Annotated in this window: 23 protein-coding genes and 1 pseudogene; 12 read left to right on the top strand and 12 right to left on the bottom strand. The window is 66.0% G+C overall.

Annotated elements, in window-relative coordinates; genetic code table 11:
• Positions 1 to 154: pseudogene (locus ISM_RS17080) on the top strand (CarD family transcriptional regulator); the annotation flags it as partial.
• Between the two features lie 79 nt (positions 155 to 233).
• Here the strand turns inward: ISM_RS17080 and ISM_RS17075 are convergent.
• Positions 234 to 980: an adenosylcobinamide-GDP ribazoletransferase gene (locus ISM_RS17075; RefSeq protein ID WP_009815458.1), complete on the bottom strand. Its 747-nt coding sequence runs from the start codon at positions 978 to 980 to the stop codon at positions 234 to 236.
• 95 nt (positions 981 to 1,075) lie between these two features.
• Here ISM_RS17075 and cobT point away from each other — a divergent pair, with 95 nt between their 5' ends.
• Positions 1,076 to 2,092, top strand: coding sequence for a nicotinate-nucleotide--dimethylbenzimidazole phosphoribosyltransferase (gene cobT, locus ISM_RS17070; protein ID WP_009815457.1), 1,017 nt, complete (start codon positions 1,076 to 1,078; stop codon positions 2,090 to 2,092).
• Positions 2,093 to 2,292: 200 nt separating this feature from the next.
• On the opposite strand, the gene ISM_RS17065 is transcribed toward cobT, so the two are convergent.
• On the bottom strand, positions 2,293 to 3,660 hold the full coding sequence (locus tag ISM_RS17065; protein WP_009815456.1) for an aminotransferase-like domain-containing protein: 1,368 nt from the start codon (positions 3,658 to 3,660) through the stop codon (positions 2,293 to 2,295).
• Between the two features lie 155 nt (positions 3,661 to 3,815).
• On the opposite strand from ISM_RS17065, the gene ISM_RS17060 reads away from it, so the two are divergent.
• Positions 3,816 to 5,003: an MFS transporter gene (locus ISM_RS17060; protein ID WP_009815455.1), complete on the top strand. Its 1,188-nt coding sequence runs from the start codon at positions 3,816 to 3,818 to the stop codon at positions 5,001 to 5,003.
• On the opposite strand, the gene ISM_RS17055 is transcribed toward ISM_RS17060, so the two are convergent.
• Entirely contained in the window at positions 4,954 to 6,861 is a 1,908-nt protein-coding gene (locus ISM_RS17055) for a cation:proton antiporter domain-containing protein (protein ID WP_009815454.1), read from the bottom strand. The two genes, ISM_RS17060 and ISM_RS17055, sit on opposite strands and share 50 nt — an antisense overlap.
• Positions 6,862 to 7,111: 250 nt before the next feature.
• Between ISM_RS17055 and ISM_RS17050 the strand changes: the two genes are divergently transcribed.
• The 4 genes from ISM_RS17050 (at position 7,112) to ISM_RS17035 (ending at position 10,968) form a co-directional block, all read left to right on the top strand.
• The gene (locus ISM_RS17050; RefSeq protein ID WP_009815453.1) at positions 7,112 to 7,861 is read left to right on the top strand and encodes a biotin--[acetyl-CoA-carboxylase] ligase; all 750 of its coding nucleotides are present in this window, start codon (positions 7,112 to 7,114) and stop codon (positions 7,859 to 7,861) included.
• A 14-nt stretch (positions 7,862 to 7,875) separates the two neighbouring features.
• Positions 7,876 to 8,646 carry a type III pantothenate kinase gene (locus ISM_RS17045; protein ID WP_009815452.1) on the top strand — a complete coding sequence of 257 codons (771 nt, stop codon included), beginning with the start codon at positions 7,876 to 7,878 and terminating at the stop codon, positions 8,644 to 8,646.
• A 25-nt stretch (positions 8,647 to 8,671) separates the two neighbouring features.
• Positions 8,672 to 10,339: a ribonuclease J gene (locus ISM_RS17040; protein WP_009815451.1), complete on the top strand. Its 1,668-nt coding sequence runs from the start codon at positions 8,672 to 8,674 to the stop codon at positions 10,337 to 10,339.
• Between the two features lie 167 nt (positions 10,340 to 10,506).
• The gene (locus ISM_RS17035; RefSeq protein ID WP_009815450.1) at positions 10,507 to 10,968 is read left to right on the top strand and encodes a zinc ribbon domain-containing protein; all 462 of its coding nucleotides are present in this window, start codon (positions 10,507 to 10,509) and stop codon (positions 10,966 to 10,968) included.
• A gap of 24 nt (positions 10,969 to 10,992) precedes the next feature.
• On the opposite strand, the gene ISM_RS17030 is transcribed toward ISM_RS17035, so the two are convergent.
• Positions 10,993 to 12,651, bottom strand: a complete 1,659-nt coding sequence (locus ISM_RS17030) for a DEAD/DEAH box helicase (protein WP_009815449.1) — start codon at positions 12,649 to 12,651, stop codon at positions 10,993 to 10,995.
• Between the two features lie 181 nt (positions 12,652 to 12,832).
• Positions 12,833 to 13,828 carry a glycosyltransferase family 2 protein gene (locus tag ISM_RS17025; RefSeq protein WP_009815448.1) on the bottom strand — a complete coding sequence of 332 codons (996 nt, stop codon included), beginning with the start codon at positions 13,826 to 13,828 and terminating at the stop codon, positions 12,833 to 12,835.
• 103 nt (positions 13,829 to 13,931) lie between these two features.
• Between ISM_RS17025 and ISM_RS17020 the strand changes: the two genes are divergently transcribed.
• Both ISM_RS17020 and grxD read left to right on the top strand, forming a co-directional pair.
• A complete protein-coding gene (locus ISM_RS17020; protein ID WP_040618191.1) occupies positions 13,932 to 14,168 on the top strand; it encodes a BolA/IbaG family iron-sulfur metabolism protein in 237 nt (78 codons plus the stop codon).
• A 24-nt stretch (positions 14,169 to 14,192) separates the two neighbouring features.
• The gene (gene grxD, locus ISM_RS17015; protein ID WP_009815446.1) at positions 14,193 to 14,555 is read left to right on the top strand and encodes a Grx4 family monothiol glutaredoxin; all 363 of its coding nucleotides are present in this window, start codon (positions 14,193 to 14,195) and stop codon (positions 14,553 to 14,555) included.
• 100 nt (positions 14,556 to 14,655) lie between these two features.
• On the opposite strand, the gene ISM_RS17010 is transcribed toward grxD, so the two are convergent.
• Positions 14,656 to 15,393 carry a hypothetical protein gene (locus ISM_RS17010; RefSeq protein WP_009815445.1) on the bottom strand — a complete coding sequence of 246 codons (738 nt, stop codon included), beginning with the start codon at positions 15,391 to 15,393 and terminating at the stop codon, positions 14,656 to 14,658.
• A gap of 258 nt (positions 15,394 to 15,651) precedes the next feature.
• On the opposite strand from ISM_RS17010, the gene ISM_RS17005 reads away from it, so the two are divergent.
• Positions 15,652 to 16,122, top strand: coding sequence for a hypothetical protein (locus tag ISM_RS17005; RefSeq protein ID WP_009815444.1), 471 nt, complete (start codon positions 15,652 to 15,654; stop codon positions 16,120 to 16,122).
• Between the two features lie 88 nt (positions 16,123 to 16,210).
• Here ISM_RS17005 and purL read toward each other — a convergent pair whose 3' ends face one another.
• Together purL and ISM_RS16995 are read right to left on the bottom strand one after the other, a co-directional pair.
• Complete coding sequence (gene purL / locus ISM_RS17000; protein WP_009815443.1) at positions 16,211 to 18,373, bottom strand: phosphoribosylformylglycinamidine synthase subunit PurL; 2,163 nt, start codon at positions 18,371 to 18,373, stop codon at positions 16,211 to 16,213.
• A gap of 191 nt (positions 18,374 to 18,564) precedes the next feature.
• On the bottom strand, positions 18,565 to 19,104 hold the full coding sequence (locus tag ISM_RS16995; RefSeq protein WP_009815442.1) for a hypothetical protein: 540 nt from the start codon (positions 19,102 to 19,104) through the stop codon (positions 18,565 to 18,567).
• A gap of 279 nt (positions 19,105 to 19,383) precedes the next feature.
• On the opposite strand from ISM_RS16995, the gene ISM_RS16990 reads away from it, so the two are divergent.
• Together ISM_RS16990 and ISM_RS16985 are read left to right on the top strand one after the other, a co-directional pair.
• Entirely contained in the window at positions 19,384 to 20,409 is a 1,026-nt protein-coding gene (locus ISM_RS16990; RefSeq protein ID WP_009815441.1) for a pyridoxal-phosphate dependent enzyme, read from the top strand.
• Positions 20,409 to 21,536, top strand: coding sequence for a M24 family metallopeptidase (locus ISM_RS16985; protein ID WP_009815440.1), 1,128 nt, complete (start codon positions 20,409 to 20,411; stop codon positions 21,534 to 21,536). Before ISM_RS16990 ends, ISM_RS16985 begins: the two co-directional genes overlap by 1 nt.
• Before the next feature lie 18 nt (positions 21,537 to 21,554).
• On the opposite strand, the gene rsmA is transcribed toward ISM_RS16985, so the two are convergent.
• From rsmA to ISM_RS16965, 4 genes are read right to left on the bottom strand one after another with little or no spacing between them, the layout of a single operon-like run.
• On the bottom strand, positions 21,555 to 22,397 hold the full coding sequence (gene rsmA / locus ISM_RS16980; RefSeq protein WP_009815439.1) for a 16S rRNA (adenine(1518)-N(6)/adenine(1519)-N(6))-dimethyltransferase RsmA: 843 nt from the start codon (positions 22,395 to 22,397) through the stop codon (positions 21,555 to 21,557).
• Positions 22,394 to 23,362: a 4-hydroxythreonine-4-phosphate dehydrogenase PdxA gene (gene pdxA, locus ISM_RS16975; RefSeq protein ID WP_009815438.1), complete on the bottom strand. Its 969-nt coding sequence runs from the start codon at positions 23,360 to 23,362 to the stop codon at positions 22,394 to 22,396. Before pdxA ends, rsmA begins: the two co-directional genes overlap by 4 nt.
• Positions 23,359 to 24,666 (bottom strand): peptidylprolyl isomerase, encoded by a 1,308-nt coding sequence (locus tag ISM_RS16970; protein ID WP_156783430.1) that lies wholly within the window; start codon positions 24,664 to 24,666, stop codon positions 23,359 to 23,361. The genes pdxA and ISM_RS16970 overlap by 4 nt, the downstream gene beginning before the upstream one ends.
• Positions 24,667 to 24,671: 5 nt before the next feature.
• Entirely contained in the window at positions 24,672 to 26,897 is a 2,226-nt protein-coding gene (locus ISM_RS16965; RefSeq protein WP_009815436.1) for an LPS-assembly protein LptD, read from the bottom strand.
• Positions 26,898 to 26,920: the final 23 nt, after the last annotated feature.

Genomic DNA, 26,920 nt, shown 5'->3' with positions numbered 1-26,920 from the left:
CACCGATGATCAGCGCGAGCAAAGCTACTCCGAGCGTCAGCTCTATGAGGCGGCGCTCGAACGTCTGACCCGCGAAGTGGCGGCGGTGAACGGCAATGACGAAGTTGCCGCAGCCAAGCAGGTCGGCGATGTGCTGGTGTCGCGCGCGGCCTGACACCGACGCGTTACTGACGTAATACCGCTAGAAAACCGCGTCCCTCGGGGCGCGGTTTTTTCGTGTGTTTGGAGCTGGCTTAAATCAGTAGCGAGGCAAGGATCGCGATCTCCGCCACCTGCTGTGTGGCCCCCAGAACATCGCCGCTCTGACCGGCAATCTTGGCTTGTGCAAGCTGCGCCATGCCCCAGGTCAGCAGGGCCGCCCAGAACAGCGCCGGGAACACGCCAAAGCCCGCGAAAATCAGCGCCGGGATAAGCGCGATGGCGAGGCCCAGCCAAGCGTTTTCAAGACTGACAAGGCCCACCCCATGCGACAGCCCATCCTTGCGGGCATGCGGCAGCAGCGCCATGAGAAACGGCATGAGCGCCCGCGACAACGCAGCGCTGGCGATCACCGCGGCGCAGGCAAAACCGGTCGAGATTTCAATAAGATACCAAAGCGTTACCCACCGCGCACCGAGCGAAAGGATGAGCGCCACGACGCCGTAGGTGCCGATGCGGCTGTCGCGCATGATCTCGAGCCGGATCTCTTGCGTCCAACCGCCCCAGAACCCATCGGCCACATCGGCGAGCCCGTCCTCATGCATCGCACCGCTGAGGGCGATGAGCGTGCCAAGCCCGGTGAGGGCCACCAGAGGCGCGGGCAGGCCGATCAGCGTGGCGCAGAGCATGGCGAGCGACGCCAGGAGGCCGAGACCGAGCCCCACCGCGCCATAGGCCCAGGCGGAGGCCGCGTTGAGGTCGGGATCGGCGACGCCGCGCGGCAGCGGCAGGCGGCTCAGCAGGCTGAAGGCGGTGACCAGTTCCGAAGCTCTTGGACTCATGTCGTTTTCCCCTTCCGATCCGGGTGAATTTGGCTGCATCTTGCCTGACGAAATGGGATACACAGGCGCGGGTGATAGCGCAACAGGGGGCTGAGATGCAGGACGGGCCGAAGACGATGAGCGAGCTGGCGGGTTTGCTGGCGGAGATGCCGGGGCCGGACGGGGCGGCGGAAGAGGCGGCTCGGGCGCGGGATGCGGTTTTGACGAAACCGCCGGGGGCGCTTGGGCGGCTGGAAGAGCTGGCGATCTGGTATGCGGGCTGGCGTGGGGAGGCGCGGCCTGTGCTGAAGTCGCCGCAAGTCATTGTTTTTGCAGGTAATCATGGGGTTGTGGCGCAGGGCGTGTCGCCGTTTCCGCAAGAAGTCACCGCGCAGATGGTGGCGAATTTCCAAGCGGGCGGTGCTGCGGTGAACCAATTGAGCGCCGTCTCAGGGGCGCGGATGGACGTGTATGCGTTGCGGTTGGAGACCCCCACGGAGGACTTCACAAAGGCCCCTGCGATGGGCGAAAAGAGCTTTCTTGAGCACATGAGGGATGGCTGGCAAGCTGTTGATCCAAAATGTGATTTGCTCGTTGTGGGTGAGATGGGAATTGGCAACACCACGGCGGGGGCGGCGGTGGCTTTGGCGGTGTTTGGGGGGGAGGCTGAGGACTGGACCGGGCGGGGGACCGGGGTGGATGATGCCGGGCTCAAGCGCAAGGCCGAGGTTGTGGCGCGGGGCGTGGCGGCGCATCCGGGGGTGAAGGGCGACGGGATGGCGGCGCTGAGGCATCTAGGCGGGCGCGAAATGGTGGCCATGGCGGGGGCCATTTTGCGGGCAAGGCATTTGCGAATTCCCGTTATTTTGGATGGGTTTATCTGCACAAGTTCAGCCGCCTGTCTGGAGGTGGCCGCGCCCGGGGCGCTGGATCATTGCGTGGCCGGGCATCTGAGCGCCGAGGGGGCGCATGGGGCGCTGCTGGAGCGGTTGGGCAAGGCCCCGATCCTATCGCTCGGGATGCGATTGGGCGAAGCCTCGGGGGCGGCGCTGGCGATCTCGATCCTCAAGGGCGCGCTGGCCTGTCATAGCGGCATGGCGACCTTTGCAGAGGCTGGCGTGTCTGATGGGTAATCAAGCAATTTCAACTACATAAACTGCGTTTTTCATCCATGAATGCGCCGTAAAACCTGCGTGCCGCCGGGTTAATCGGCAGCGCGTTGAGGGGGTTTGGGCGCTTTTTCGGTATGACGTCGGTATTACGACGGTAAAGCGACTGTATGGGGAGGCGCGGCCCGGCCCCGTGGCAGACGCGCGGTTAAGGCTGCGCACGGTTAAGGCTGCGCACGGGCGGCGTTTACCTCCTCGGCGACGGTGCGTAGGGCGGCGGTGAGATCGGGCTTGGCCAGACCGCCGAAGGCGAGGCGGAGCGCCTGCGGCACCGCCTGGGTCGTGGCGAAGGCTTCGGCCCCGGAGACCGAGACGCCGCGCGTCTTGAGCCGTGAGACGATGGGTTCGGCCCGCAGGCCCCGGTCGAGCGGCAGCCAAGCGAAGCCCGCGTTGGGGTGCGACAGGAGCGGCAGACCGGCGAGACCGGCGAGACAGTCGCGGCAGAGACGCTGCCGATCGGCCCCGTCGCGACGCCGGGTCTCTTCCGAGCGGGCGAGGGTGCCATCCTCGATCCAGCCCGCGACAAGCCCCGAAATCAGCGCCGGCGCGTTCCATGTGGTGGCGCGGATCGCCTCGATCAGCGGGGCGATGCGGCTGGGCGGCGCGATGAGATAGCCAAGGCGCAGCCCGGTGGCGAGGCTCTTGGAAAAGCCGCCGATATGGATCGTGCGCTCGGGGGCGAGGGAAAGAAGGCTCGGCCTCGGGGTGGGGTCGAGAAACGCATAGGCCGCATCCTCGATAATCAGCAGGTCATGGGCCTGCGCCACGGCGATTATGCGGTGCCGGGTGGCGATGTCCATCACCGCGCCAAGCGGGTTGTGGACGGTGGGCATGAGATAGACGGCGCGGACCGGGCGGGTGCGGCAGAGCCGGTCGAGCGCGTCGGGGTCCATGACGCCGCCTGCGTGGGCGAGGCTGTCGACCGGGGCGAGGTCGATGCCCTGCAGGGAGGCCACGGATTTGAACCCGGGATAGGTGAGCGCGTCGCTGGCGATGAGATCGCCGCGCTTGAACAGGGCGAGGGCGGTGATGGCGAGCCCGTGCTGCGCGCCGGAGGTGATCAAGAGGTGATCGGGGTCGAGCGGGCCGAACCCGTCGCCAAGGGATGGTTCGAGATGGGCGGCGATGAGGCGGCGTTCATGAGGGCGGCCGCCATGGGGCTGATAGCGCAGCATGGCCTCGAGATCGCCCGCCGTGGCGAGGCGTCTCAGCCCGGCGCGGAGCATGTCGGGATCGCCGCTGTCGCCGGGCATGTTGAAGACGAGATCGAGAAGCCCGTCGGATGTGCCCTGCTGCATCCCGAGGCTGAGTGGCAGGCCCGGATCGCGCACGAAGGTGCCGCGCCCGGCCTCGCCCGTGACCAGCCCGCGCCGTTCCAATTCGCCATAGGTGCGGGTGGCGGTGGCGAGCGCCACGCCAAAGCGTTCGGCAAAGGCGCGGTGGGTGGGCAGCCGCGTGCCGGGGGCGAGCGTGCCACGGTCGATGGCGGCGGCGATCTGATCTGCGAGGCGGAGGTAGCGGGCCTGGGGCATGTTTGGTCTCGTCCGGTCTCGGGAGGTCTTCGGCTCGGGGCGCGTGGGGAGAGCATGGCGGGGCGCTGTCCTTAGGACAATCTAAAAATTGTCATGGATAGGCGCGGCGTGCCATGCCGGGGCAGCGAGACCCTTGCCAATCAGGAGCGCAGTCCATGATGAAACCGCTTGCCGTGCCGCTCTTGGCGCTCAGCCTCTTTACCGTGACATTCGCGGTCAATCTGCAGGCGCCGCTCTATGAGACCTATGCCGCCGGGAGCGGGCGTGGGGCGATGGCGGTGACCATCGGCTTTGCCGCCTATGTGGCGGGGCTGATGCCGACGCTTGTGCTGCTCGGCGGGCTGTCGGACCGGGTGGGGCGGCGGGGGCCGATTGCGCTGGCGCTGGGCCTTGGCGGGGTGGCGACGGGGATGTTGGTGGTCTGGCCCGGCTGGTCGAGCCTTGTGGCGGCGCGGGTCCTGCTCGGGGTGGGGACGGCGCTCGCGACGACGGCGGGCACGGCCTATATGGCCGAGATCATGGGCGAGGCGCGGGCCGGGCGGGCAGCGCTCGTGGTGACCTCGGCCACGTCTTTGGGCTTTGGCGGCGGGGCCTTGGCGACGGGGATCAGCCTTGGGGTGCAGGGGGCGACGCTGTTGCCGGCGAGCTATGTCGCGCTGTTTCTGGCGGTGCCGGGGCTGGTGCTTGGGGTGCTGGCGCTGCCTCGGGTGGACCGGCCTCGGGCGGTGTCGCCGCTGCGGTTGCCGGTCTTTGCGCGTGGCACTTGGGTGTATGGCGTGGCGATGGCGCTTGCCTGGTCGACGACGGGGATGGTGATCGCGGTGGTGCCACTTGAGCTTGGCGCGCGGGGGCTTGGCGGCTGGGGTGGGCTGGTGATCTTTCTGGCGATTTTCATAGGGTTTCTCTGTCAGCCGCTGGCGCGGCGGATGGGGCCTGGGCGGGCGCTGGCGCTTGGCTTTTTCTGCGTTCCCTTGGGGTTTGCGGTGCTCTTGTGGGGGGTGTGGCTGGGCCTGCTCTGGCCGGTGCTGGCGGGGGCCTGCCTCACCAGCGCGGCGAGCTATGGGTTCACCTATCTGGCGGCGCTGGCCGAGGTGTCGCGGGCCGCACCAGAGGAGCGGGCGCGGGCGGTGGCGGGGCTTTTTGTCTATGCCTATGTGGGGTTTGCCCTGCCGGTGATGGCGAGCGGCGCGCTGGCCGAGCGGGTCGGCCTGCGAGAGGCGATGGCGGGGTTTGCCATGGCGCAGGCGGCGGCGACGCTGATCACCGCGCTGCTGTGGGTGCGGCAAGTAGGGGTCAGGCGGTTTTCTTATCCTCGGTGGCGGCGGCCTCTTCCATGGCGCTGAGCAGCATGGTTTCGAGCTCGGATTCGAGCTCTTTCGCGCGGGCGATATAGGCGGCGTTTTCCACCGTCGGGATGTCCGGGTTCCACAGCGCGGCGAGTTCCTTCACCGAATGGCGGTCGTGATGGTAGAAGGTGGTTTCCAGTTCCGCCGCCTCGAATTCCGACAGGCCGAGGTTTTCCAGCGCATAGCGCCCGGCGCGCAGCGAGGCGTCGAACATTTCGCGCACGATGTCATTGGCCCCGGCCTGATAGAGGCGGAAGACATGGGTGCGGTCGCGGGCGCGGCAGATGATGTGCAGGTCGGGCCGTTCGCGGCGGGCGAAATGGACCAGCCGGACCGAGGCCTGCGGGTCGTCGATGGCGACCACCAGCACGCGCGCCTCGCGGAGGCCCGCGGCGATCAGCATCTCGGGGCGGGTGGGATCGCCGAAGAAGCTCTTGATGCCGAAGCGGCGCATGCGCTGGATGGCGGAGAGGTCGCGGTCGAGCACCACGGTGGAAAAGCCCGCCGAGCGCACCAGACGGTGGACGATCTGGCCGAAGCGGCCGATGCCGACGATGATCACCTGGCCCTTGTCGTCGATTTGGTCGGGCTCGGGGAGGTCGTTCGTTTCAGTCATGCGGCGCGACATCCAGTCGTAGAGCAGGAAGAGCAGCGGCGTGATCAGCATGGTGAGGGCGACCACCAGCAGCAGCACCTCGTCGATCTGGCGGGGCAGGACGTTTTGCTGTTTCGAGAAGGAGATCAGCACGAAGCCGAATTCGCCGGCCTGGGCCAGCGACAGGGTGAAGAGCCACAGATCGCGGCGGCGCAGGCCGAAGACGCGGCCGAGGCAATAGAGGACGATGCCCTTGATCACGATGACGGCGAGGGTGAGGCCGAGGATCAGCGCGGGCAGGGCGAAGAGCACGGCGAAGTTGATGCCGGCGCCGACGGTGATGAAGAAGAGGCCGAGGAGCAGGCCCTTGAAGGGTTCGATGTCGCTTTCGAGCTCGTGGCGGAATTCGCTGTTGGCGAGGACCACCCCGGCGAGGAAGGCGCCGAGCGCGGGTGAGAGGCCCAGAAGGTTCATCAGAAAGGAGATCGAGACGACGATGAGCAGGGCCAGCGCGGTGTACATCTCGCGCAGCTTGGCGGCGTGGATGAAGCGGAAAATCGGGCGGGTGAGGTAGACGCCAAAGACGATGATGCCCGCGACCGCGCCGAAAGTGACGAGGGTCACGCCCCAGGACGGCAGGCTTTCGATGAAATGGACGGCGGCCTCATGGGCGGGGGCGACCTCGTGCTTGCCTTCGCCGGCCATCAGTTTCTTGAGTGCGTCGCCGAGCACGGATTCGGGGGTCTGGGGCAGGGCGAGGAGAGGGATGAAGGCGAGCATCGGAATGACCGCGATGTCCTGGGTCAGCAGCACGGAAAAGGACGAGCGGCCGCCGCCGGTGCGCATCAGCCCCTTTTCCGACAGGGTTTGCAGCACGATGGCGGTGGAGGAGAGCGCGAAGATCATGCCGATGGCGAGCGCCACGCTCCAGACCTGACCGAGCTGCATCGCCACCACCATGACGGCCAGCGTGGTGAGCACCACCTGCATGCCGCCGAGACCGATGAGCTTGTGCCGCATGTCCCACAGCGCCTTTGGCTCGAGCTCGAGCCCGATGAGGAAGAGCATCATCACCACGCCAAATTCGCCCACATGCTGCAAATCATGGGTCTCATGGCCGACGAGGCCGAGCACCGGACCGATGAGGATACCGGCGGCGATATAGCCCAGAACGGAGCCCAGTCCCAGGCGCGAGGCGAGCGGTACGGCGATGACCGCTGCAACCAAGTAGATCGTCGCCTGAAACAGCATACCTTCCATGGGATTTTCCTTGCCTGCGTGGGGTTTGGACAAGTTTAGCCTATCGGGGGCGTCAAGGCTATCGGCCATGCCCCGGCGGGGGATGGGAAAATTCGGCGGGGCGTATCACGATGGGGTCAAGAGAGCGTCACCAAAGGGCGGTGCCACGGGGGCGACAGAGCAAGCGGGGGCTTTGCCTTGGCCGCATCAGCCTGTATCACCGCGGGAAGATGAAATGCGAGCCGCAGAAACGCGGTCAGGGGGATGGCGCATGATGAACTGGCCGGAAGGCTATGGGCGGCGGGTGCTGGCGCGGGTCGACAGCACCAATGCCGAGGCCGCGCGGATCGCGCCGACATTGGCGGGGCCGGAATGGATTCTGGCGCTGGAACAGACGGCGGCACGGGGGCGGCGGGGCCGCGCCTGGGCCAACCCGGTGGGCAATTTCGCCGCCACATTGGTCATGCGCCCGACCGAGAGCCCGGATCAGGTGGCGCTGCGGTCCTTTGTGGCGTCGCTGGCGCTGTTTGATGCGGTGGTCGATGCGACGGGCCGCGCGGCGGGGGTGAGCCTCAAATGGCCCAATGATGTGCTGCTCAATGGCGGCAAGCTCGCCGGGATCTTGCTCGAGAGCGCGGGCAGCGGCGGTGGCCTGTCGCATTTCGCCATCGGCATCGGGGTCAATCTGCGCGAGGCCCCCGGCGCGGGCGAGGTCGAGCCGGGCGCGGTGCGGCCCGTGTCGCTCTTGTCCGAGGCGGGGGTGATGGTGACGCCGGAAGAGTTTCTCGATCTGCTGGCCCCGGCCTATGCGCGCTATGAGACGCAGTTCGTGACCTATGGGTTCGCGCCCATTCGCGAAGCCTGGCTCGCGCGGGCGGCGAAGATCGGCGAGGTGATCACCGCGCGCACCACCCGTGACAGCCATGAGGGCACGTTCGAGACAGTGGACGCGACGGGCAATCTTGTATTATCCACCGCCCACGGGCGCATCGCCATCCCGGCGGCGGATGTGTTTTTCTAGGGAAGGGCGGCGCGATGCTTCTGGCGATTGATTGCGGCAATACCAACACGGTGTTTTCGATCTGGGACGGGGAGAAATTCCTCTGCACCCTGCGCACCTCGACCCATCATGCGCGCACGGCGGATGCCTATTTCACCTGGTTCACCACTTTGGTGGCGCATTACGGCATCACCCCGGACATTCAACATGTGATCATTTCCTCGACCGTGCCGCGGGTTGTGTTCAATCTGCGGGTTTTCGCGGACCGGTTCTTTGGCTGTCGCCCGGTGGTGGTGGGCAAGCCCGATTGCGCGCTGCCGCAAGCGCCGCGTGTCGATGAGGGCACGATTGTCGGGCCCGACCGTCTGGTCAATGCGGCGGGGGCCTATGACCGCCATGGCGGCGATCTGGTGGTGGTCGATTTCGGCACCGCCACCACGTTCGACGTGGTGGCCGAGGATGGCGCCTATGTCGGCGGGGTGATCGCGCCGGGGGTGAACCTCAGCCTTGAGGCGCTGCATATGGCGGCGGCGGCGCTGCCGCATGTGGATGTGACCACGCCACAGAAGGTGATCGGTACGAATACGGTGGATTGCATCCAGTCAGGGGTGTACTGGGGCTATGTCGGGCTGGTCGAAGGGATCTGCGCGCGTATTCGGGCCGAGTATGACCGGCCGATGCGGGTGATCGGGACCGGCGGGCTGGCGCCCTTGTTTGCGCAGGGAACGCAGCTATTTGATACGATAGAAGAAGATTTGACGATGCATGGTCTCACCGTGATCCATGCGTATAACCAGAAGATGTAAGAACAAGAAAGAGAGCTGAGGACATATGAGCAGCGACAGACTGATCTACCTGCCCCTGGGCGGCGCGGGCGAAATCGGCATGAATGCCTATGTTTACGGCTATGGCAAACCGGGCAAGGAGCGGCTCATCCTGGTCGATCTCGGCGTGACCTTCCCGGATATGGACACGACGCCGGGCGTTGATCTGATCATGCCCGATATCGCCTGGCTCGCCAAGAACCGCGACCGTCTCGAGGCGGTGTTCATCACCCATGCCCATGAGGACCATGTCGGCGCTGTGGCGCATCTCTATGATCGGCTGGGCGCGCCGGTCTATGCGCGAGCCTTTACCGCCAATATCGCGCGCCGCAAGATGGGCGAGCATGGGCATCCCGATGAGGCGGTGACCACCGTATCGGCCTGGCCCGAGATGACCGAGGCCGGTCCGTTTCAGGTGGGCTTTGTGCCGCTGTCGCATTCGATCCCCGAAAGCTCGGGTCTGGTCATCGACACGCCGGCGGGGCGGATCGTCCATTCGGGCGATTTCAAGCTCGACGAGAACCCGATCGTGGGCGAGGCGTTCGACCGCAAGCTCTGGGAAGAGGTGGCGAAGCCGGGGGTCAAGGTGTTCGCCTGTGACAGCACCAATGTGATGTCGCGCCATCCCGGGCGCTCGGAATCGAGCGTCGGCGGCGAGATCGAAAAGCTCGTCGGCACCGCCGAGGGCGTGTTTGTCGCCACCACATTCGCCAGCAACGTGGCGCGGGTTCTGACGCTGGCCGAGGCCGGGCAGCGCGCCGGGCGCTCGGTCTGCCTCTTGGGGCGGGCGATGCGGCGGATGATCGAGGCCGCGATCGAGACCGGTGTTCTCGCCGATTTCCCGCGCACGGTGAGCCCCGAGGACGCGCGCAATATCCCGCGCGAGAACCTCATGCTCATCGTGACCGGCAGCCAGGGCGAGCGCCGCGCCGCGAGTGCGCAGCTTGCCAATGGCAAATATCAGGGGATCGAGTTGAAAGAGGGGGATATGTTCCTCTTTTCCTCGAAGACCATTCCCGGCAATGAGCGCGGTGTCCTGCGCATCGTCAACCAGCTCAGCGAGAAGGGCGTCGATGTGATCGACGACAGTTCCGGGCTCTACCATGTGTCGGGCCATGCCAACCGGCCCGATCTCGAGACGATGCATGAGATATTGCAGCCCGAGATCCTGGTGCCGATGCATGGCGAGCATCGCCATCTGCGCGAGCATGTGAAGCTGGCCGACAAGCGGGGGATCAAGGGTATTCTCGCGGTCAACGGGATGATGATCGATCTCACCGGCAAGGCGCCCAAGGTGGCGGAATATATCGACACCGGGCGGACCTATCTCGATGGGTCGGTGAAATACGGGGCGCTGGACGGGATCGTGCGGGACCGCATCCGGATGGCGCTCAACGGGCATGTGATGGTCAATGTGATCCTCGACGAAGAGGACGCGCCGCTGGGCGAGCCGTGGTGCGAGCTGCGTGGGCTGGCCGAGCAGGGGAGCAGCAATGCGCCGCTGGTCGATGTGCTCGAGGCCGATCTCGATCAGTTTCTGGGCCGGGCGGATGACAAGACGCTTGCCGATGATGACAAGCTCGAAGAGCAGCTGCGCCGGATCGCCCGTCAGACGACGCAGGGCGAGATCGGCAAGAAGCCCGAGGTGACGGTGGTGATCAGCCGGTTGAGCTGAGGCCGTTCCGGGCGATTTCTGCCGCAGGGCAGGGTATCAGAGCTCTTCCCGTCTCGCGTGACGGGGAGGGCTTTTCTCGTTTCAGAGGCCGAAAAAAGAGTTGAAACGCGGCGGGTTTGCGCGCTTGCATGGGGTGGGGAGTGGAGCGTTCTTGGGGAGGATGCGAGATGGGGCTGACGAATTGCCGCGAGTGCGGGCATCAGATTTCAGAGGCGGCGAAGACCTGCCCGAGCTGTGGGCTCGACAATCCGGGGCCGTCGGGGGTGTGGATCGGGCGGCTCAAGATGGCCGGTGGGGCGGTGGTGCTGCTTCTGGTGGGGATCTTGGTGATGCGCAGCCTTGGCGGTCAGATGCTCAGCACCTGCAAGATATTGGCGCTTCGCAACGCGGAGGATGCGTTCATCGTCAATGGCGAGTTCGACTATGGGATCGTGACCCATGTCACCGCCGGGCTCGACGGGGCGGGGCGCGAGGTCGAGATTTCCGTGCGGCTCGAGACGAGCGAGGGCGATTTCACCCGCAAGACGCGGGTGGCCATCGGCGACAAGGGGCAGCGCAGCGTGCAGGTGCAATTTCCCGAACCCACCATTGGCGGCAAGGTCGATCGCAGCGTTGCGAGCTGTCGGTAAAGGAAAGGGGGTCGGTGACCGGGCTTAGCCGGTCATCCGCTCCTCAAAGCTCAGCGCGATGAAGCTGGGCAGGTGGTCGCCCATGCCGACGGGGCCTTTGCCCTGTTGGCCGCCGCCACGCTGGCCGCGCGATTGACCGCCGCGCGAGCGGTCGCGGTTTTCGCGATTTTCACGGCTCTCGCGCGGTTCGCGCGTGTCGCTGGCGTTCTCCTCGGCGGGCTCGGCGGGCTCGGCGGGCTTGCCCCGGCGGCTGCGGCTGCGGCTGCGCGGTTTGTCGTCGTTGTCGGCGGATTTGGCCGGGGTCGCCTCGACCGTGTCGGCCACAGGTTCTGCCTCTGTCGCGGCCACGGCGGGCGCGTCGGATTTGGTCGCGACCGCCTCGGTGGCCTCTGCGGGGGCGGCATCAGCCGTGTCGCGGGCCGTGTCGCGGGCGCTGTCGGATTTGCCGCGACGGCTGCGGGTGCGGCGCGGTTTCGGCTTGTCGCCTTCGGCGCTGTCGGGCTTGGCATTGTCGCCCTCGTCAGAGGGGGCGGTGCCGAGCGGGTTGTCGATGCGCGGGATCTCTTTCTGGATCAGCTTTTCGATGGCGTCGAAATTCTTTTCGTCGCGGGCCGAGCAGATCATCATCGCCTTGCCGTCACGCCCGGCGCGGCCGGTGCGGCCGATGCGGTGGACGTAATCCTCGGCATGGCTCGGCACGTCGAAGTTGAACACATGGCTCACCGAGGGCACGTCGAGACCACGGGCCGCCACATCGGAGGCCACGAGGAAGCGCAGGTCGCCAGCGCGGAAGGATTCGAGCGTGCGCGTGCGCTGAGACTGGTCGAGATCGCCATGGATCGGCGCCGCGTCATAGCCGTATTTCTTGAGGCTTTTCGCGACGATATCCACATCCGTCTTGCGGTTGCAGAAGATGATCGCGTTGGTGCATTTGTCGCCCTCGGCGTCGATCAGCTTGCGCAGGACATTGCGTTTCTCGGAGGCTTCGCGGTCGCGGCGCGAGCCTTTGAACATCACCACGCCCTGTTCGATGGTCTCGGAGGCGGTGGCCTGACGGGCCACTTCGACCCGTGCCGGGTTCGACAGGAAGGTGTTGGTGATACGTTCGATTTCCGGGGCCATGGTGGCCGAGAAGAAGAGCGTCTGACGGGTGAAGGGGGTCAGGCCGAAGATGCGTTCGATATCGGGGATGAACCCCATGTCGAGCATCCGGTCGGCTTCGTCCACGACCATCACCTTGACGTCCGACAGGATCAGCTTGCCGCGCTCGAAATGGTCGAGCAGGCGGCCGGGCGTGGCGATGAGCACATCGACGCCCTTGTCGATGATCTGTTCCTGTTCCTTGAAGCTGACCCCGCCGATGAGCAGCGCCTTGGTCAGTTTCAGATGTTTGGAATAGGTGTCGAAGTTTTCCGCCACCTGTGCCGCCAATTCGCGGGTCGGGCAGAGCACGAGGCTGCGCGGCATCCGGGCGCGGGCCCGGCCACGGGCCAGAAGCGAGAGCATCGGAAGGGTAAAGCTGGCGGTCTTGCCAGTGCCGGTCTGGGCGATGCCCAGAACGTCGCGGCCTTCGAGGGCGGGGGGAATCGCGCCCGCCTGGATCGGTGTCGGGCTTTCGTATCCGGCCTCGTCGATGGCCTTGAGAACTTTTGCGTTGAGGTTCAGCTCAGAGAATTTTGTCATGTGTATCCGCTGTTTGCGGACACTTTCCCGGCCCGCCGTCATGATTGGGATCGGGCCCACGCGGCCCTTGCGGTTCGTCGCAATTAACGATCCCTTGGGGCCATGTAGCGCAGATTGGGCTTGGTGGCAATCTGTTGTGATTATGTGCGCACAATGCGGGGGTTAAGCGGTGCTTTGTCGCCTATTTGGCAACAGTTGACGCGGTTTGCGGGAAAAACCGGGCCCGTTTCGCCGCAAGATCGAGATCGATCCGGTGCAGCTGGTCATGATCCGCGAGCCGGGTGCGTAGGGCGGGGCTCGCCTCGCAGACCTCGGCGTAGAAGCGGCGCAGCGCCGCCTCGCCGCCCTCGGTCTCGAGCAGGGAGAAGAGCGCATTGAGGTTGAGCCCCGCGCCATCCGGGGTGGGCGCCGGTTTGAGATCGGCGCGGTAGCTGCCCCGCGCCAGCCGGTAGCGATAGGCCTGCAGGAAATGGTCGAAATCGCGGGCGTGGAGATGGCAGAGCTTGGTCTCTGCCAAAGAGGTCTCGGCGCTGAGCTGTTCGCCCCGCACAAAGCCGTTGTGAATGCGGAAATTCACCTTGGGGATGCGGGTGCGGATAAAGACCTTGCCCGCCACATGGCTCAGGAAGCCGCCGTTGAGATGGGGGCCGAATTCGGGGTAGATCTCGGCGGTCTGGCGGCGGCGCATGGCTTGTTGGCGCGCGTAGGATTTGAACCAGAGGCCGGGGTGCGCGCTGTCATCCACCGGCGCCAGCGCCTCGACGGGATAGACCCGGACCACGTCGGTGTCATCGGGCAGGGCGGCGAGCTGTTCGCCGATGGGCCGGTCGGGCCAGAGAAATTCATCCACGTCGATATGGGCAAGCCAGTCGACCCCGGGGCGGCGGCGATAGGCGAAGGTGGCGTTTTTCGTCTGGCGGGCCTGATGTTTTTCGGGCCGGCCGTCCCAGCGGGCCCAATGGGCGTCGTCGCAGACCGTGACCTGCACCCGGGGCCGGGTGGCGAGGGCCGCGCGGGCCTCTGGGTTGTCCTCGTCGAGAAAGAGGTGGATGCGATGCGCGCCGAGCGCCAGGTGATGGGCCGCGAAATCGAGGATCGCGTCGCAGTCAGCCTTGACCGTGGCGACGATGCCCCAGCGGGTCGTTGGATCGGGCGAGGGGGCGTTGGCATCGGTCATGGGGCATGATTGGCCGAGAGCGCAGCGCGGTGCAAGAGGGCTTTGCCTTGCGCTTGGGTCGGTGGCACTCTATCTCGTGAGAGGAACCACCAAGGAGGGCGCGATGGCCATTCTCGCAAGCGATATCGAGGCTTTGATCCGTGAGAGCTTTCCCAATGCGCGGATCAGCGTGCAGGGCGATGACGGGGCGCATTTTGCAGCCGAGGTGATCGACGAAAGCTTTCGCGGGAAGAACCGCGTGCAACAGCAACGCGCCGTTTATGCGGCGCTCAAGGGTAAGATGGACGGGTCAAACGGCGAGCTGCACGCGCTGGCGCTCACCACCAAGGCGCCCGACTGAGATCTAGAGACAAGGACATGAGCAATGAGTGACGCAAAGACCCGGATCGACGAGACCGTCAAATCCAATGACGTGGTGCTCTATATGAAGGGCACCAAGGAAATGCCGCAATGCGGGTTTTCCAGCCGCGTGGCGGGGGTGCTCAACTATATGGGTGTCAATTACGCCGATGTGAACGTGCTGGCGGATGAGGAGATCCGGCAGGGGATCAAGGAGTATTCCGACTGGCCGACGATCCCGCAGCTCTATGTGAAGGGCGAGTTCGTGGGCGGCTGTGACATCATCACCGAGATGACGCTCTCGGGGGAGTTGGACACGCTGTTCGAGGAAAATGGCGTGACCTATGACAAGGACGCCGCCGAGAAGATCCGCGAAGCCAACGCCTGAGGTTGGCGGCCCCGTGTGAGGCTGTGGTTGCGATATGAAACGCCCGCCGGGGGATCGGCGGGCGTTTTTCTTTGGGTATTTGGGACCAGAATGAGGGGGCTCAGCGGCGTTTGCGGCGGGTCAGGCGGCGGGTCAGCAGGATGGCGAAGAGCGCCAGGATCACGATGCCGATGCCGCGGCCGATGGTGGCGAGGAGGCTGTCGGTGCGGTCGGCTCTTTTGCTGGCGGTGCCTTGGGGGAGGGCGGCGGCGGGCAGGGGCGCGAGGCTGGCGAGAATCTGGGTGATCTCGGCCCGTGTGGCGCCGAGATCGGTGCCTTGCGGCGCGTTGCCGGGGTAGAGCTCGCAGGAGAGCGTGGCGACGGTGGTTTTCAGGAAGAGCGTGCGGGCGGTGAGGGTCACGGGCACGCTTTGGATCTCGCCGGTGGCGTGGTAGTCCCAGCTCGGGTAGCCGTCCTGGCGCGGCGTGGCCTCGGCGCTGTCGAGCGTGTAGCCCTGTCGGGCGAGCCCGTCACCGCGCGAGCGGGCGAAGATCTCGGCGCCTTCAGCCGTCATGTCCGAGAGCAAATCGCCGGTGGTTTGCGGCGGTGTCATGGCCTCGGGATAGGGGCCGCCTTGCAGGAAACAGGCGCGCCAGAGCGCGCCCTGGCTGGCCTCGGGCGTGGTGAGGTTGCCGATGGCAAAGCGGATGGGCGCGGTTGTTTCTAGCTCGAGCCAGTCGGATTGGGGCAGGGCAAAGGAGACGCCGAGGGTCTCGTCGCTATGGGCCGTCTGGGCCGTGGCGGGTCGGAGGAGGGCGGCGAGCGCGCCCAAGAGCAGTGCCAATGTGAGATGTCGCATGATCTGTCCCTCCCTTTTGGGATATTGGCGGATGTCCTTTGTCTGGAATTGCCCGGTGACAGGGATCGGGGCGCACACATGCTCGTAACGCGGTCGGTGGGAGGCTTGCGGCGCAGTGGCGGAATGGGCCAGGGCGGGGGCCTCCGGGGGATCGGAGCCGGAGATACGGCCGGGATCCCGGGAACCAGCATGCCAGAGGATCGCAAAAAACGCCAATTTTTGGTATAGTTGCCCCGGGGAACACAAGGGGATGGCGAGATGGGGGATCCGTTAACCATATGCTCGGGCTGCGGCGGCAGCGGCAGGCATGGCAATATCATCTGCGGGCATTGCGGCGGGCGCGGGCTTGTCGTTGATCCGATCCGCAAGCTGCAGCAGGACAATATGGACCGCCAGATGCGCGGCGGGGGCGGCAGGGTTGGGGGCCGGTCGATGACGCCGCTGCCGCCCAAGCTGCGCCTCGCGGCTTGGGTCTTGGGGGGGCTTGCGGCCTATCTCGCCTATCGCGCCTTTGCGCCGGATCCTCTGGCCTGGGGGGCGGCGCTTTTGGCCTTTGCGGCGGTGGCCTATGGGCTCAAGCTCTTGCACAGTATCGTCACGCGGCCGCTGCAATGGCTGACGCTGGTGGCGCTGGTCTTTGGGGTGGATCATTTTCTCTTTGAGGGGGCGCTGTCGGCCTGGCTGGTGCAGAGCGGGCCGGGGGTGATCAAAGGGCTGTTTCAGGGGTGAAGTTTCTGGCCCTCGATGCAGAACGCCCGCCGGGGGGAACCGGCGGGCGTTGTTTTTGGGTATTTGAAACCAGAAAGAGCGGTGGGGCTCAGGCGAAATAGCGGCCGAAGCTCGTGCGGTAGAGCGTGGCGAGCTCTGCCAGCGGCACAGAGGCCGAGCCGAGGGCGATCTGGTCGCCGCCGAAGCTGCCCACCTGGGTGAGCGGCACGTCGGCGGCCTGGGCGGCCTCTTGCAGCGTGGCGAGTTGATCGGGGGCGACGGCCAGCAGGTAGCGGGCCTGGTCTTCGCCGAAGAGATCGCCGGTGCTGGCGGGGGTGAGGGCGAGGCCGGTGCCTGCGGCCTCGGCCATCTCGAAGCCCGCGAGGGCCAGCCCGCCGTCGGAGAGGTCGGTGCAGGCGCGGATCGAGGCGTGGTTGTCGCGGATGAAATCGCCGTTGCGTTTCTCGGCGGCGAGATCGACCGGCGGCGCGTCGCCTTCGGCGCGCTCAAGCACCTCGGCAAGCCAGGCCGACTGGCCCAGGTGGCCGCGGGTGTCGCCCACCAGAAGGGCGATGTCGCCGGGCTGGGCCGCGCCGAGAATGGCCTTGTCTTCGCTGGCGATGAGACCCACGGCACCAATGGTGGGGGTGGGCAGGATCGCCTTGCCGTCGGTTTCATTATAGAGCGACACGTTGCCCGAGACGATCGGCATGTCGAGCGCTTCGACCGCGGCACCGATGCCTTTGATGGCGCCGACGAACTGACCCATGATGGCGGGTTTCTCGGGGTTGCCGAAATTCATGTTGTCGGTGGTGGCGAGCGGCGTCGCGCCGAGGGCGGTCAGGTTGCGATAGGCCTCGGCCACCGCCTGTTTGCCGCCTTCGACCGGGTTCGCCTTGACGTAGCGCGGGGTCACGTCGGAGGTGAAGGCCAGCAGTTTTTCCGTGCCATGGACGCGGATCAGACCGCCGCCGAGACCGGGGCCGCGCACCGTGTCGGCCATGACCATCGTGTCATATTGTTCATAGACCCATTGCCGCGAGCAGTAGTTGGGCGAGCTCACCAATTTGCGCAGGGCCTCGACAGGGTCGCTGTCGGGCAGGTTGGTGGTGAGGGCTGCGGGGGCCGGGGTTTCCTCCCAGGGGCGGTCATATTCCGGGGCGGTCGAGGAGAGTTTCGACAGCGGCAGATCGGCCATGACATTGCCCTGATGCAGGATCAGGAAGCGGTCTTCGTCGATGGTTTCGCCGACGATGGCGAAATCGAGATCCCATTTCTCGAAGACGGCGCGGGCCTCGGCCTCGAGCTCGGGCTTGAGGACCATGAGCATCCGCTCCTGGCTCTCGGAGAGCATCATCTCATAAGCGGTCATGTTGGCTTCGCGCTGCGGCACGGAATCGAGATCGAGCCGCACGCCGAGCCCGCCCTTGTCGCCCATTTCCACGGCCGAGCAGGTGAGGCCTGCGGCGCCCATGTCCTGAATGGAGATCACCGCGCCGGTGGCCATCAGTTCGAGCGTCGCCTCCATCAGGCGTTTTTCGGTGAAGGGATCGCCGACCTGAACGGTGGGGCGTTTCTCTTCGATCGTGTCGTCGAATTCGGCCGAGGCCATGGTCGCGCCGCCGACGCCGTCGCGGCCGGTCTTGGCGCCGAGATAGACGACGGGCATGCCGACGCCCGAGGCGGCGGAGTAGAAGATCTTGTCCGCATCGGCGAGACCGGCGGCAAAGGCGTTCACCAGGCAGTTGCCATTATAGGCCGGGTCAAAGCGGACCTCGCCGCCCACCGTGGGCACGCCAAAGCAATTGCCGTAACCGCCGACGCCTTCGACCACGCCATGCACAAGCTGGCGGGTTTTCGGGTGCGACAGTTCGCCAAAGCTCAGCGAGTTCATCGCCGCCACGGGGCGCGCGCCCATGGTGAAGACATCGCGGAGGATGCCGCCGACGCCGGTGGCCGCGCCTTGGTAGGGCTCGATATAGGAGGGGTGGTTGTGGCTTTCCATCTTGAAGACCACGGCCTGACCATCGCCGATATCGACCACGCCGGCGTTTTCGCCGGGGCCGCAGATCACCTGCGGGCCGGTGGTCGGCAGGGTGCGCAACCATTTCTTGGAGGATTTATAGGAGCAATGCTCGTTCCACATGGCCGAGAAGATGCCCAGCTCGGTAAACGTCGGCTCGCGGCCGATGATCTCCAGGATGCGATCATATTCATCGGGCTTGAGCCCGTGCGCGTCGATCAGTTCCGGCGTGATGGCAGGTTCTTGCATCTGCTCCGATTCCCCTTTTGCGGCATGGGCCTTCTTTAGGCGATTGCGGGGATGGGGGAAAGGGGGCGGGGGCGCGGCTCTCCCGCTTAGCCCACAGCAAAACGACCCGGACGCGATGTCCGGGCCGTTTCGGGGAGATTGGGGGGCGGGAGGGTGCCCCCCGAAGCCTGTGGCCCATAAAGGCCTAGAGCTTACATATTGGCGAGCACATGGCCGCGCAGATGGCTCATCTCGGCGCCGTATTCGATGGTGCCGGCGGTGGCCACGTTCAGCGTGTCGAGCGTGAAGCCCACGGTCTTGGCCGGGATGTCAGCATCGGCGGCGACGTCGACAAAGACGATGGCGCCGTTCTCGTCATCGGTTTCACGGGCTTCGATCACGGTACCGATCAGCTCGCCATCCGAGGTGCGGACTTCGGTGCCGGCCTTGGCGGCGACGAAGATGCGGTCGAACTCGTCCTCGGCGGTGTCACCCCGGACGTCATCGGGGCCGAGATCCTTGACCGTGGCGTCTGCCACGAGCTGCTTGTTGGTCTCGAGGCCGACGTTGGTCTGGGTCTTGCCTTCGACTTCGCGGATGTCGGTGTCGAGCGTGGTTTCGGTCTGAACCTGTGCGCCGTCTTCCATCACTTTGCCTTCGACATTGATGCCGCTGTCGAGCGAGGCGGCATAGGCGCCCATGGCGGTGGTTGTTGCGAGGGCGGCGGTGAGTGCGATGTCACGGATAAACATGTCTATCCTCCTGAATTCATTGCGTTCCGTGGGGTTGGCCTTGGCCTTGCCACGATCTGTGGGGCGGTGCCCCTTGCTGTTACGGGGAGACAAGCCGCGAGACCGGCAAGTGTTCCACAGAGATTGCGTGATTTTGGTGTAAGCCCTTGGGATTGCGTGAAAACTAATGCGGTTTTCAAATCCCTTGCGCAAAGCGGGAAAGGCTGTCACGGCTAGGAGGGACGAGAAAAGGGGGCGGTTGCGCCCCTTGGTGCGGTGGCAGAAGGTGAGGAGAGGGCGATGAAGTTTCTCAAGAATCCCTATCGGGGAGCGGGGCTCGATCTGGCCGAGCTCGAGGCGGTGCCGGCACCGTCGGTGGATGCGGCGGCAGCGCGGGCGGTGATGGCGGAATATCTGCCCTCGGAGGTCACGCCGCTGACCAGAGTAGAGGCCTTTGGCGTCGATGTCTGGATCAAGGATGAGAGCGGGCGCATGGGGCTTGGGTCCTTCAAGGCGTTGGGCGCGGCCTATGTGATTGCGCATATGGCGCGTGCGCGGGGCGGTGATCGGGCGACGGCCTTGGCGGGCGAGACATTTGTGACCTCGAGCGCGGGCAATCACGGACTGTCGGTTGCCTATGGCGCGGCGCGGTTCGGGGCGCGGGCGGTGATCTACCTGTCGCAAGAAGTGCCCTCTGGCTTTGCCACGCGGCTGCGGGCGCAGGGCGCAGAGGTGGTGATCGAGGGCGCGGATTACGAGGCCAGCATGGTCGCGGCGCAAAGGGCGGCGGAGGACAATGGCTGGACCTTACTGCTCGACACGTCCTGGGCGGGCTATACCGAAATTCCGCATCGGTTGATGGAGGGCTATCTCGCCATGGGGGCGGAGATCGTCGATCAGTTGACTGAGGTGCCGACCCATGTGTTCTTGCAAGCCGGGGTGGGCGGGCTCGCCGGGGCGATGGCGGCCTATATGCGCCATGTCTGGGGCGATGCGCCCAAGATCATCGTGGTCGAGCCGAACCGGGCGGCGGCGCTCTATGGGGCGATCGAGGCGGGGCGGTTTGTCACCGCCGAAGGGCCTGCGTCGGATATGGGGCGGCTCGATTGCAAGGAGGCGTCGCTCATTGCGCTGAAGGGGCTGGCGCGGGATGCGGATGCCTTTGCGCTCATTTCCGAGGAAGAGGCGTTCGCGGTGCTCGATGAGCTGAGCGCGCTTGGCTTTGCCACCACCACATCGGGGGCGGCGGGGCTGGCGGCGCTGGCGCAGATGACCCTGCCCGAAGGCGCGCGGCCCTTGTGCATCCTGAGCGAGGGCGCGGGGTGATGCGCGGCTTTGCCGAGGCCGAGTTTCGCGGGCGGTTGCACAAGGCGCAGACGCTCATGGCCGAGGCGGGGATCGGGGCGATCTTGCTCACCACCGAGCCGGAATTTCGCTATTTCAGCGGGTTTTTGACGCGGTTCTGGGAGAGCCCGAGCCGGCCCTGGTTTCTCATCCTGCCGGCGCAGGGCGATCCGGTGGCGGTGATCCCGTCGATTGGCGCGGCGCTGATGCAGAGCACCTGGGTGCAGGACATTCGCACATGGCCCGCGCCCAATCCGCGTGACGAGGGGGTGAGCCTTCTGGTCGAGGCGCTGCGCGAAACCGGCGGGCCGGTGGCGCTGCCGTCCGGGCCGGAGAGCAGCCTGCGCATGAGCCTTGCGGATTATGCGCGGGTGCAGTGCGACAGCGGGCTCACGTTTCGCGATGATGCGGGGATCACGGCGCGGCTGCGGGCGATCAAATCGGAGGCCGAGATCGACAAGATCCGCGCCAGCTGTGCGGTGGCGGGGCGCAGTTTCGCCCGGGTGCCGGAGATTGCCCGCGAGGGCGTGGCCCTGGCGCAGGTGTTTCGCGATTTTCAGCGGCTCTTGCTCGAAGAGGGGGCCGAGTTCGTCTCCTATCTGGCGGGAGGCGCGGGGCCGGATGGCTATGGCGATGTGATTTCGCCCGCTTCAGATGTGCCGCTGGCGCGGGGCGATGTTCTCATGCTCGACACCGGGGCGGTCCGTGACGGGTATTTCTGTGATTACGACCGGAATTTCGCGGTGGGCGCGCCGAGCGCCGTGGCGGCGGGCGCGCATGCGCAGCTCATCGAGGCGACCGCGGCGGGGTTCGAGGCGTCGCGTCCGGGCGCGCGGGCCTGCGATGTCTTTGCGGCGATGGCGGCGATCACCGGCGGCGGCGAAGAGGCGGGGCGGCTCGGCCATGGGCTGGGGCTGCAGCTGACCGAGGGGCTGTCGCTCTCGCCGCGCGACGAGACTGTGCTCGCCGAGGGCATGGTGATCACGCTCGAGCCGGGGGTCGAGACCGGGCCCGGGCGGCTCATGGTGCATGAGGAGAATATCGTTATCCGCGCGGGCGGGGCCGAGCGGCTCAGCCCCTTTGCGGGGCCGGAACTGGTGGTGATCTGAGCTCTGCTGTCAGAGGGCTCAGGCGGCGGACATGACGCGGGCCAGGGCGCAGAATTCTTCGAGGCTCAGGGTTTCGGCGCGGCGGGTCGGTTCGATGCCGGCGGCGTTGAGCCGGTCCTCGATGTCGGGGGCCATGGATTTGAGCGCGGCGCGCAGCATCTTGCGGCGCTGGTTGAAGGCCTGGGCCACGACCCGTTCGAGCATCTTGGGATCGGCGGGAAAGCGGGGCTCGGGCAGGGCGCGCAGATGGACCACGGCGCTCGACACTTTGGGGGCCGGGGTGAAGGCCTCGGGCGGCAATGACATCACGATGCGGGCCTCGGCACGCCATTGCGCCAGGAGGGCGAGGCGGCCATAGGCCTTGGACCCCGGTTTGGCGGTGATGCGCTCGGCCACCTCCCGCTGAAACATCAAGGTGAGGCTCTGCCAGAAGGGCGGCCACTCCTGTGGCGTGAGCCAGCGCACCAACAATTCAGTCCCGACATTATAGGGCAGGTTGGCCGCGATATGGATGGGCGGCGTCAGATGCGCCAGCGGATCGACCTCGAGCGCGTCGCCATTGATCACCTCGAGCCGGCCGGGGTAGGCGGCGGCGATCTCGGCCAGCGCGGGCAGGCAGCGGCTGTCCTTTTCGATGGCGAGGACGCGGCGCGCGCCTTCGGCCAGCAGCCCACGGGTGAGACCGCCTGGGCCGGGGCCGATTTCGAGCACATCCGCCGTGCTCAGATCGCCGGCCTGACGGGCGATCTTGGCGGTCAGGTTGAGATCGAGAAGGAAGTTCTGGCCAAGCGATTTACGCGCCACGAGATCGTGGTCGTTGATCACCTGACGGAGCGGCGGGAGGTTGTCGATCGTGCTCATCTGTTGCGGGCGGCGACCATCTGGGCGGCGAGCTTCATCGCCTCGATGATCGAGGTCGGGTTGGCGATACCTTGGCCTGCGATGTCGAGCGCAGTGCCGTGATCGGGCGAGGTGCGGATGAAGGGCAGGCCGAGGGTGATGTTGACGCCGCGGTCGAAATCCAGCGTCTTGATCGGGATCAGCGCCTGATCGTGATACATGCAGATCGCCGCGTCATAGCCCGTGCGGGCGGCGGCGTGGAACATCGTGTCGGCGGACATCGGCCCGATGAGCGACAGGCCCTCGGCGCGCAGCTCGGCCAGCACCGGGGCGATGAGGTCGATCTCGTCGCGGCCCATCTTGCCGCTTTCGCCCGCATGCGGGTTGAGCCCGGCGACGGCGAGGCGCGGCGCGGGGATGCCGAAATCGGCGATGAGCGCGGCATGGGTGATGCGGATCGTGTCGCGCAAGAGATCGGCGGTGAGCGCGCCGGGCACCTCCGACAGCGCGATATGGATCGTCGTCGGCACGACGCGGAGCTGATCCGAGGCCAGCATCATCACGGCGCGGTTGACCCCGCCGAGACGGGCGAGAAATTCGGTATGGCCGGGAAAGGCAAAGCCCGCGCCGTCCTGCAACGCCTGTTTGTGGATGGGCGCGGTGCAGATGGCGGAGGCCGCGCCTTGCGACACGAGGGTCACCGCCTCTTCGATGGCGGCGATCACATGGGCGGCATGGTCCGGGTTCGGCGTGCCAGGGCTGAGCGTGCCGGGAAAGGGATGCACCAGCACCGGCAGGCCACGGTCGATGACCTCGCTCGCTTGTGCGGGGCTGGCGATTTCCACATGGCGGGTGCCCGGCGGCAGATGCGACGGGTCACCGATCCAGAAGAAAGGCAGCCGGTCGCGCAGCGCGGCCCAGGTCTTTGCCGCGAGCTCTGGCCCGACGCCGGAAGGCTCACCACAGGTGAGCGCGACGGGCTTCATTTCTCGACGATCCGGGCCTCGGCCTTGAGCTGGGCCATGTAACCATCCGCGTAGGAGGCCAGACGCTGATCGCCGATCTGGCGCGACAGCATTTCCGTCTCCGAGAGCGCGTTGGCCGCGGCCTCGCCTTCGGCGCTGTCGGCGGTGGTTTCACCGGTGGCAGGGGCCTCTTCGGCGATGGTTTGCGAGCGGCCGCAGAGCATCAGCAGCACCAGCGTTTCGCCATTGGAGCGGGTCAGGGTGTAGGAGACCTCGCCGGGGTCGAGCTTGGACAGCTCATAGGCGATGTCTTGCGGGATCTCCGACGGAGCCTTGGAGCCGCGTTCGAGAACGCGCGGGTCTTCGCCCTGGGCGATGCCATAGAGATCATCGCAAGTGTCGGTATCGGCCTCGACCCGTGCGGCGCGGGCGAGCGCCTGTTCGCTGCGGCCGCCATTGATGTAATAGGCGGCGTATTCGATGGCGGCATATTCCGGCTCGGCCACGTCGGTTTCGCGGATGTCGCGCAGCTGGAACAGGGCGACGGCGCCTTGCAGCGGCAGCGGGTCGGTCACATCGCCCGGCGCGAGGCCGAGGATGATGCCGCGCAACCCGCCGGGCAATTCGTTGAGCGGGGTCCAGGGCAGGCGGCCGCCGCTGGGCGCGGTGCGGGTCGCGGAATAGCGGCGGGCCTCGGCGGCAAAGCTGCTTTCGCTGGCGCCTTCCGAGATGCGGCGGGCGGTGGCTTCGACCTGTTCCTGGGTCTGCGGGGTGTAGGGGATGATAAGCTCGGACATGAGCACTTCGACACCGCCGCCCTTGCCGACGGCGGCGCGGGCGCGTTCGAGATCATCCTCGCTGATCGAGACGCGGGGGGCAAAGCGGGCGCGGGTCAGGTCGGACCAGCTCACCCCGGCGATGATGAAGGCGCGGAATGTTTCCTCATAGACGCCTTCGCTCGCGAGCAGCTTGACCATTTCGGCACCGCTGAGATTGGCCTGCGAGGCAAAGCGGTCCATCCCGGCGGCGATCTGTTCCTCGTTGACCTCGATGCCGCTTTGACGCGCGGCCTGCAGTTTCAGCCGGTCTTCGATGAGCTGTTCGCGGGCCAGCGCGATAGGATCGCCCGGCGCGCGCAGAAGCCGCAGGAAGCGGGCGCGCTGTTCGATCTCGAACTGGGTGATGGGCGCGTTATTGACGGTGATGACCGCCTCGAATTTGGACTGGGCGATGACCGGAGCGGCCGTCAGCGGGGTCAACCCGAGCACCAGCGCCACGGCGCTTGTCTGGAAAAACTTGGCAATCATGCGCGTCTTCTTGGTCATTTCTGTCATTTCCTGCATGTCCGGGCGTAGTTGGCGTCGCTGGTCCGGGTCGCAAACCCGCGCAGCCCCACCGTCAGGCTGAAATCGGTCGATGGTGTGAGGATAGTGGAAGAGGTAAAGCGGCGCGAGGCCTTAAGCGTGATATCGACACATTCATTGGTGTAGGTCACGCCGAGCCCTCCTTCAACGCTTTCGTCACTGGCCACGTCATAACGCCATTCGGCATGGCCTGTCCAATGCCGCGACATCCGGTAGCTCGCGTCAAAGGCCCATTCGGAGATCGTGTTGGGCCGGTCTTCGGCAAGATCGCTGCCGAGCCAGATATAGGTGGCGCTCAGCCCGGTCTTGGCGTTGTCCCAAGCGGTGCGGACCTCGGCCTTGGTGGTGTCAAAGCCGCTGTCAAAGAGGCCACGGGCGGTCAGGCTCAGCCCGTTCTGGGTGGCGACATGGGCCGCGACGAGCATGTCGGAGGTCGAACCGCGCTGACCGGAGGAGGCGGAGAAGGTCGAGCTGCCATCGCTCTCGGTCAGGTCCTTTTCGCGCCAGACCTGGCCAAAGCTCAGCCGGGTTTCAAGCCCCTTGGGGTTGAGCCGCGACCAGCTCAGCCCGTAGGCGCCGATAAAGCCGCGTTCGCGGCGGTCGGTTTCGGGAAAGCGCGACATCGACAGCAGATTGCCTTCGTCGAACTCGACCCGGGTGCTTTCGTCATTGGGCAGGTCCGAGTTGCTGCCGCCGACCCAGCCGAATTGCGCCACCGGCTCGATCACATGGGTGACGCCGCCGCGCGTGGTCTTGGCCAGCGGCCAGCGCAGCGCGACCGAGGCGCTGGGCGTCAGCTGCGTGTCGCTCGAGGCGCTGGTGGCGCCCGCGTCATTGACATAGGTGCTGTCGAGGGCGAGCCCGGTCTGCACCGTCGAGCGGATGCCGCCAAAGAGCGTCCAGGTGCGCAGCCAATCGGCGCTGCCGGTCAGGCGGGTGACATCGCGGCCATCGGCCCAGATGTCGTAGTCCGTGCCGTCGAGAATGCTGTCGGAGCTGCGGTAATGGCTGTGCAGCCCGCCGGAAAACCGCAGCTCGCCGCCGAGCCGGGTCGGGAAGATGCGGCGTTCATAGTCGAGATTGCCGGCGATGGTCGGCAGGGTGGTGTTTTCTTCCCCGGAGCGCAGCGAGCGGAAATGGGTCAGCGCGGCGCTCACCCATTCGTCGCGGCGCGCCCGGTGGATCGAGATTTCGCTGTCGAGCCGGTCCTTGTTCGAATAGCCATAATCCACCAGGTAGCTTTCATCATTCACCAGCTCGATGTCGAAATTCAGCTCGAAATCGCGCGGCAGTTCAAACTTGCCCTGGCCGAAGAGATAATGGCGATTGCTGCGCTCGGTGCCGAAATCATCGTTGGAAAACGCGCCCTCGAATTCGATCTCGCCCTTGGTGAAGGCCTGCCGGTAGCGCCATTCGAGCGTGGTCGTCTTGGTGGCGATATAGGGGGTCAGCGTCAGGTCGCGGTGATCGCCGAGCTTGAAGAAATAGGGCACTTTGACGCCAGTGCCGCGTTGGGTCGAGCTTTCGATCGAGGGGATGAGAAAGCCGGTGGCCCGTTCGAGCGTCGGATCGGGCAGGCGCAGGCGCGGCAGGTACATGACCGGCACGTCAAAGACCCGGAACTGCGCGCCATCGAGATAGATCTGGCGTTCTTCCTTGTCGTGGATCACCCGGCGGGCGCGAAACTGCCAGAGCGGGGCCTCGTCGGTGTTGCAGGTGCGGCAGGAGGTGACGGCGGCCTTGTAGAGCTGGGTATAGCGGCCTTCGACCTGATTGGCCTGCACGGCGGCGAGCTGTAGCTGATCATCCATGATGATGCGGGCGCCGGTGAGGATGCCGTTCTGCAAATCCCGGTCGAGCCGCGCCTGATCGGCGAGCACGGTGGTGTATTCGCCGTCCTGCAGGGTGATCGGGCCTTCGATGGTGAGGGTCTCGGTCTCGTGATCGTAGATGATCTGCCGGGCGCGCAGACGCCGGCCCTCATAGAGCGCCTCGACATTGCCGCTGGCGATGAGGCGCCGGTCGGGGGTGATCTGCAGATCGTCGGCGACGAGCAGGGCGGGATCGTCTTGGGGCGCGCGGGTGGTCGTGGTCACGCCTTGGGCGCGCAGCGCGGCGGGCGGCAGCGACAGGGCGGTGCCAAGACCGAGCGCCAGCGCCAGCGAGGGCAGCAGTCGCAGAGCCGGGAGCATAAGGGGCGCGGAGTGGGTCGAAC

The organism is Roseovarius nubinhibens ISM (assembly GCF_000152625.1).
In the GTDB taxonomy this organism is placed as follows: Bacteria; Pseudomonadota; Alphaproteobacteria; order Rhodobacterales; family Rhodobacteraceae; genus Roseovarius; species Roseovarius nubinhibens.
Note: the sequence above shows the minus strand (reverse complement) of the source record. Positions and strands in the feature narration are given on the sequence as shown.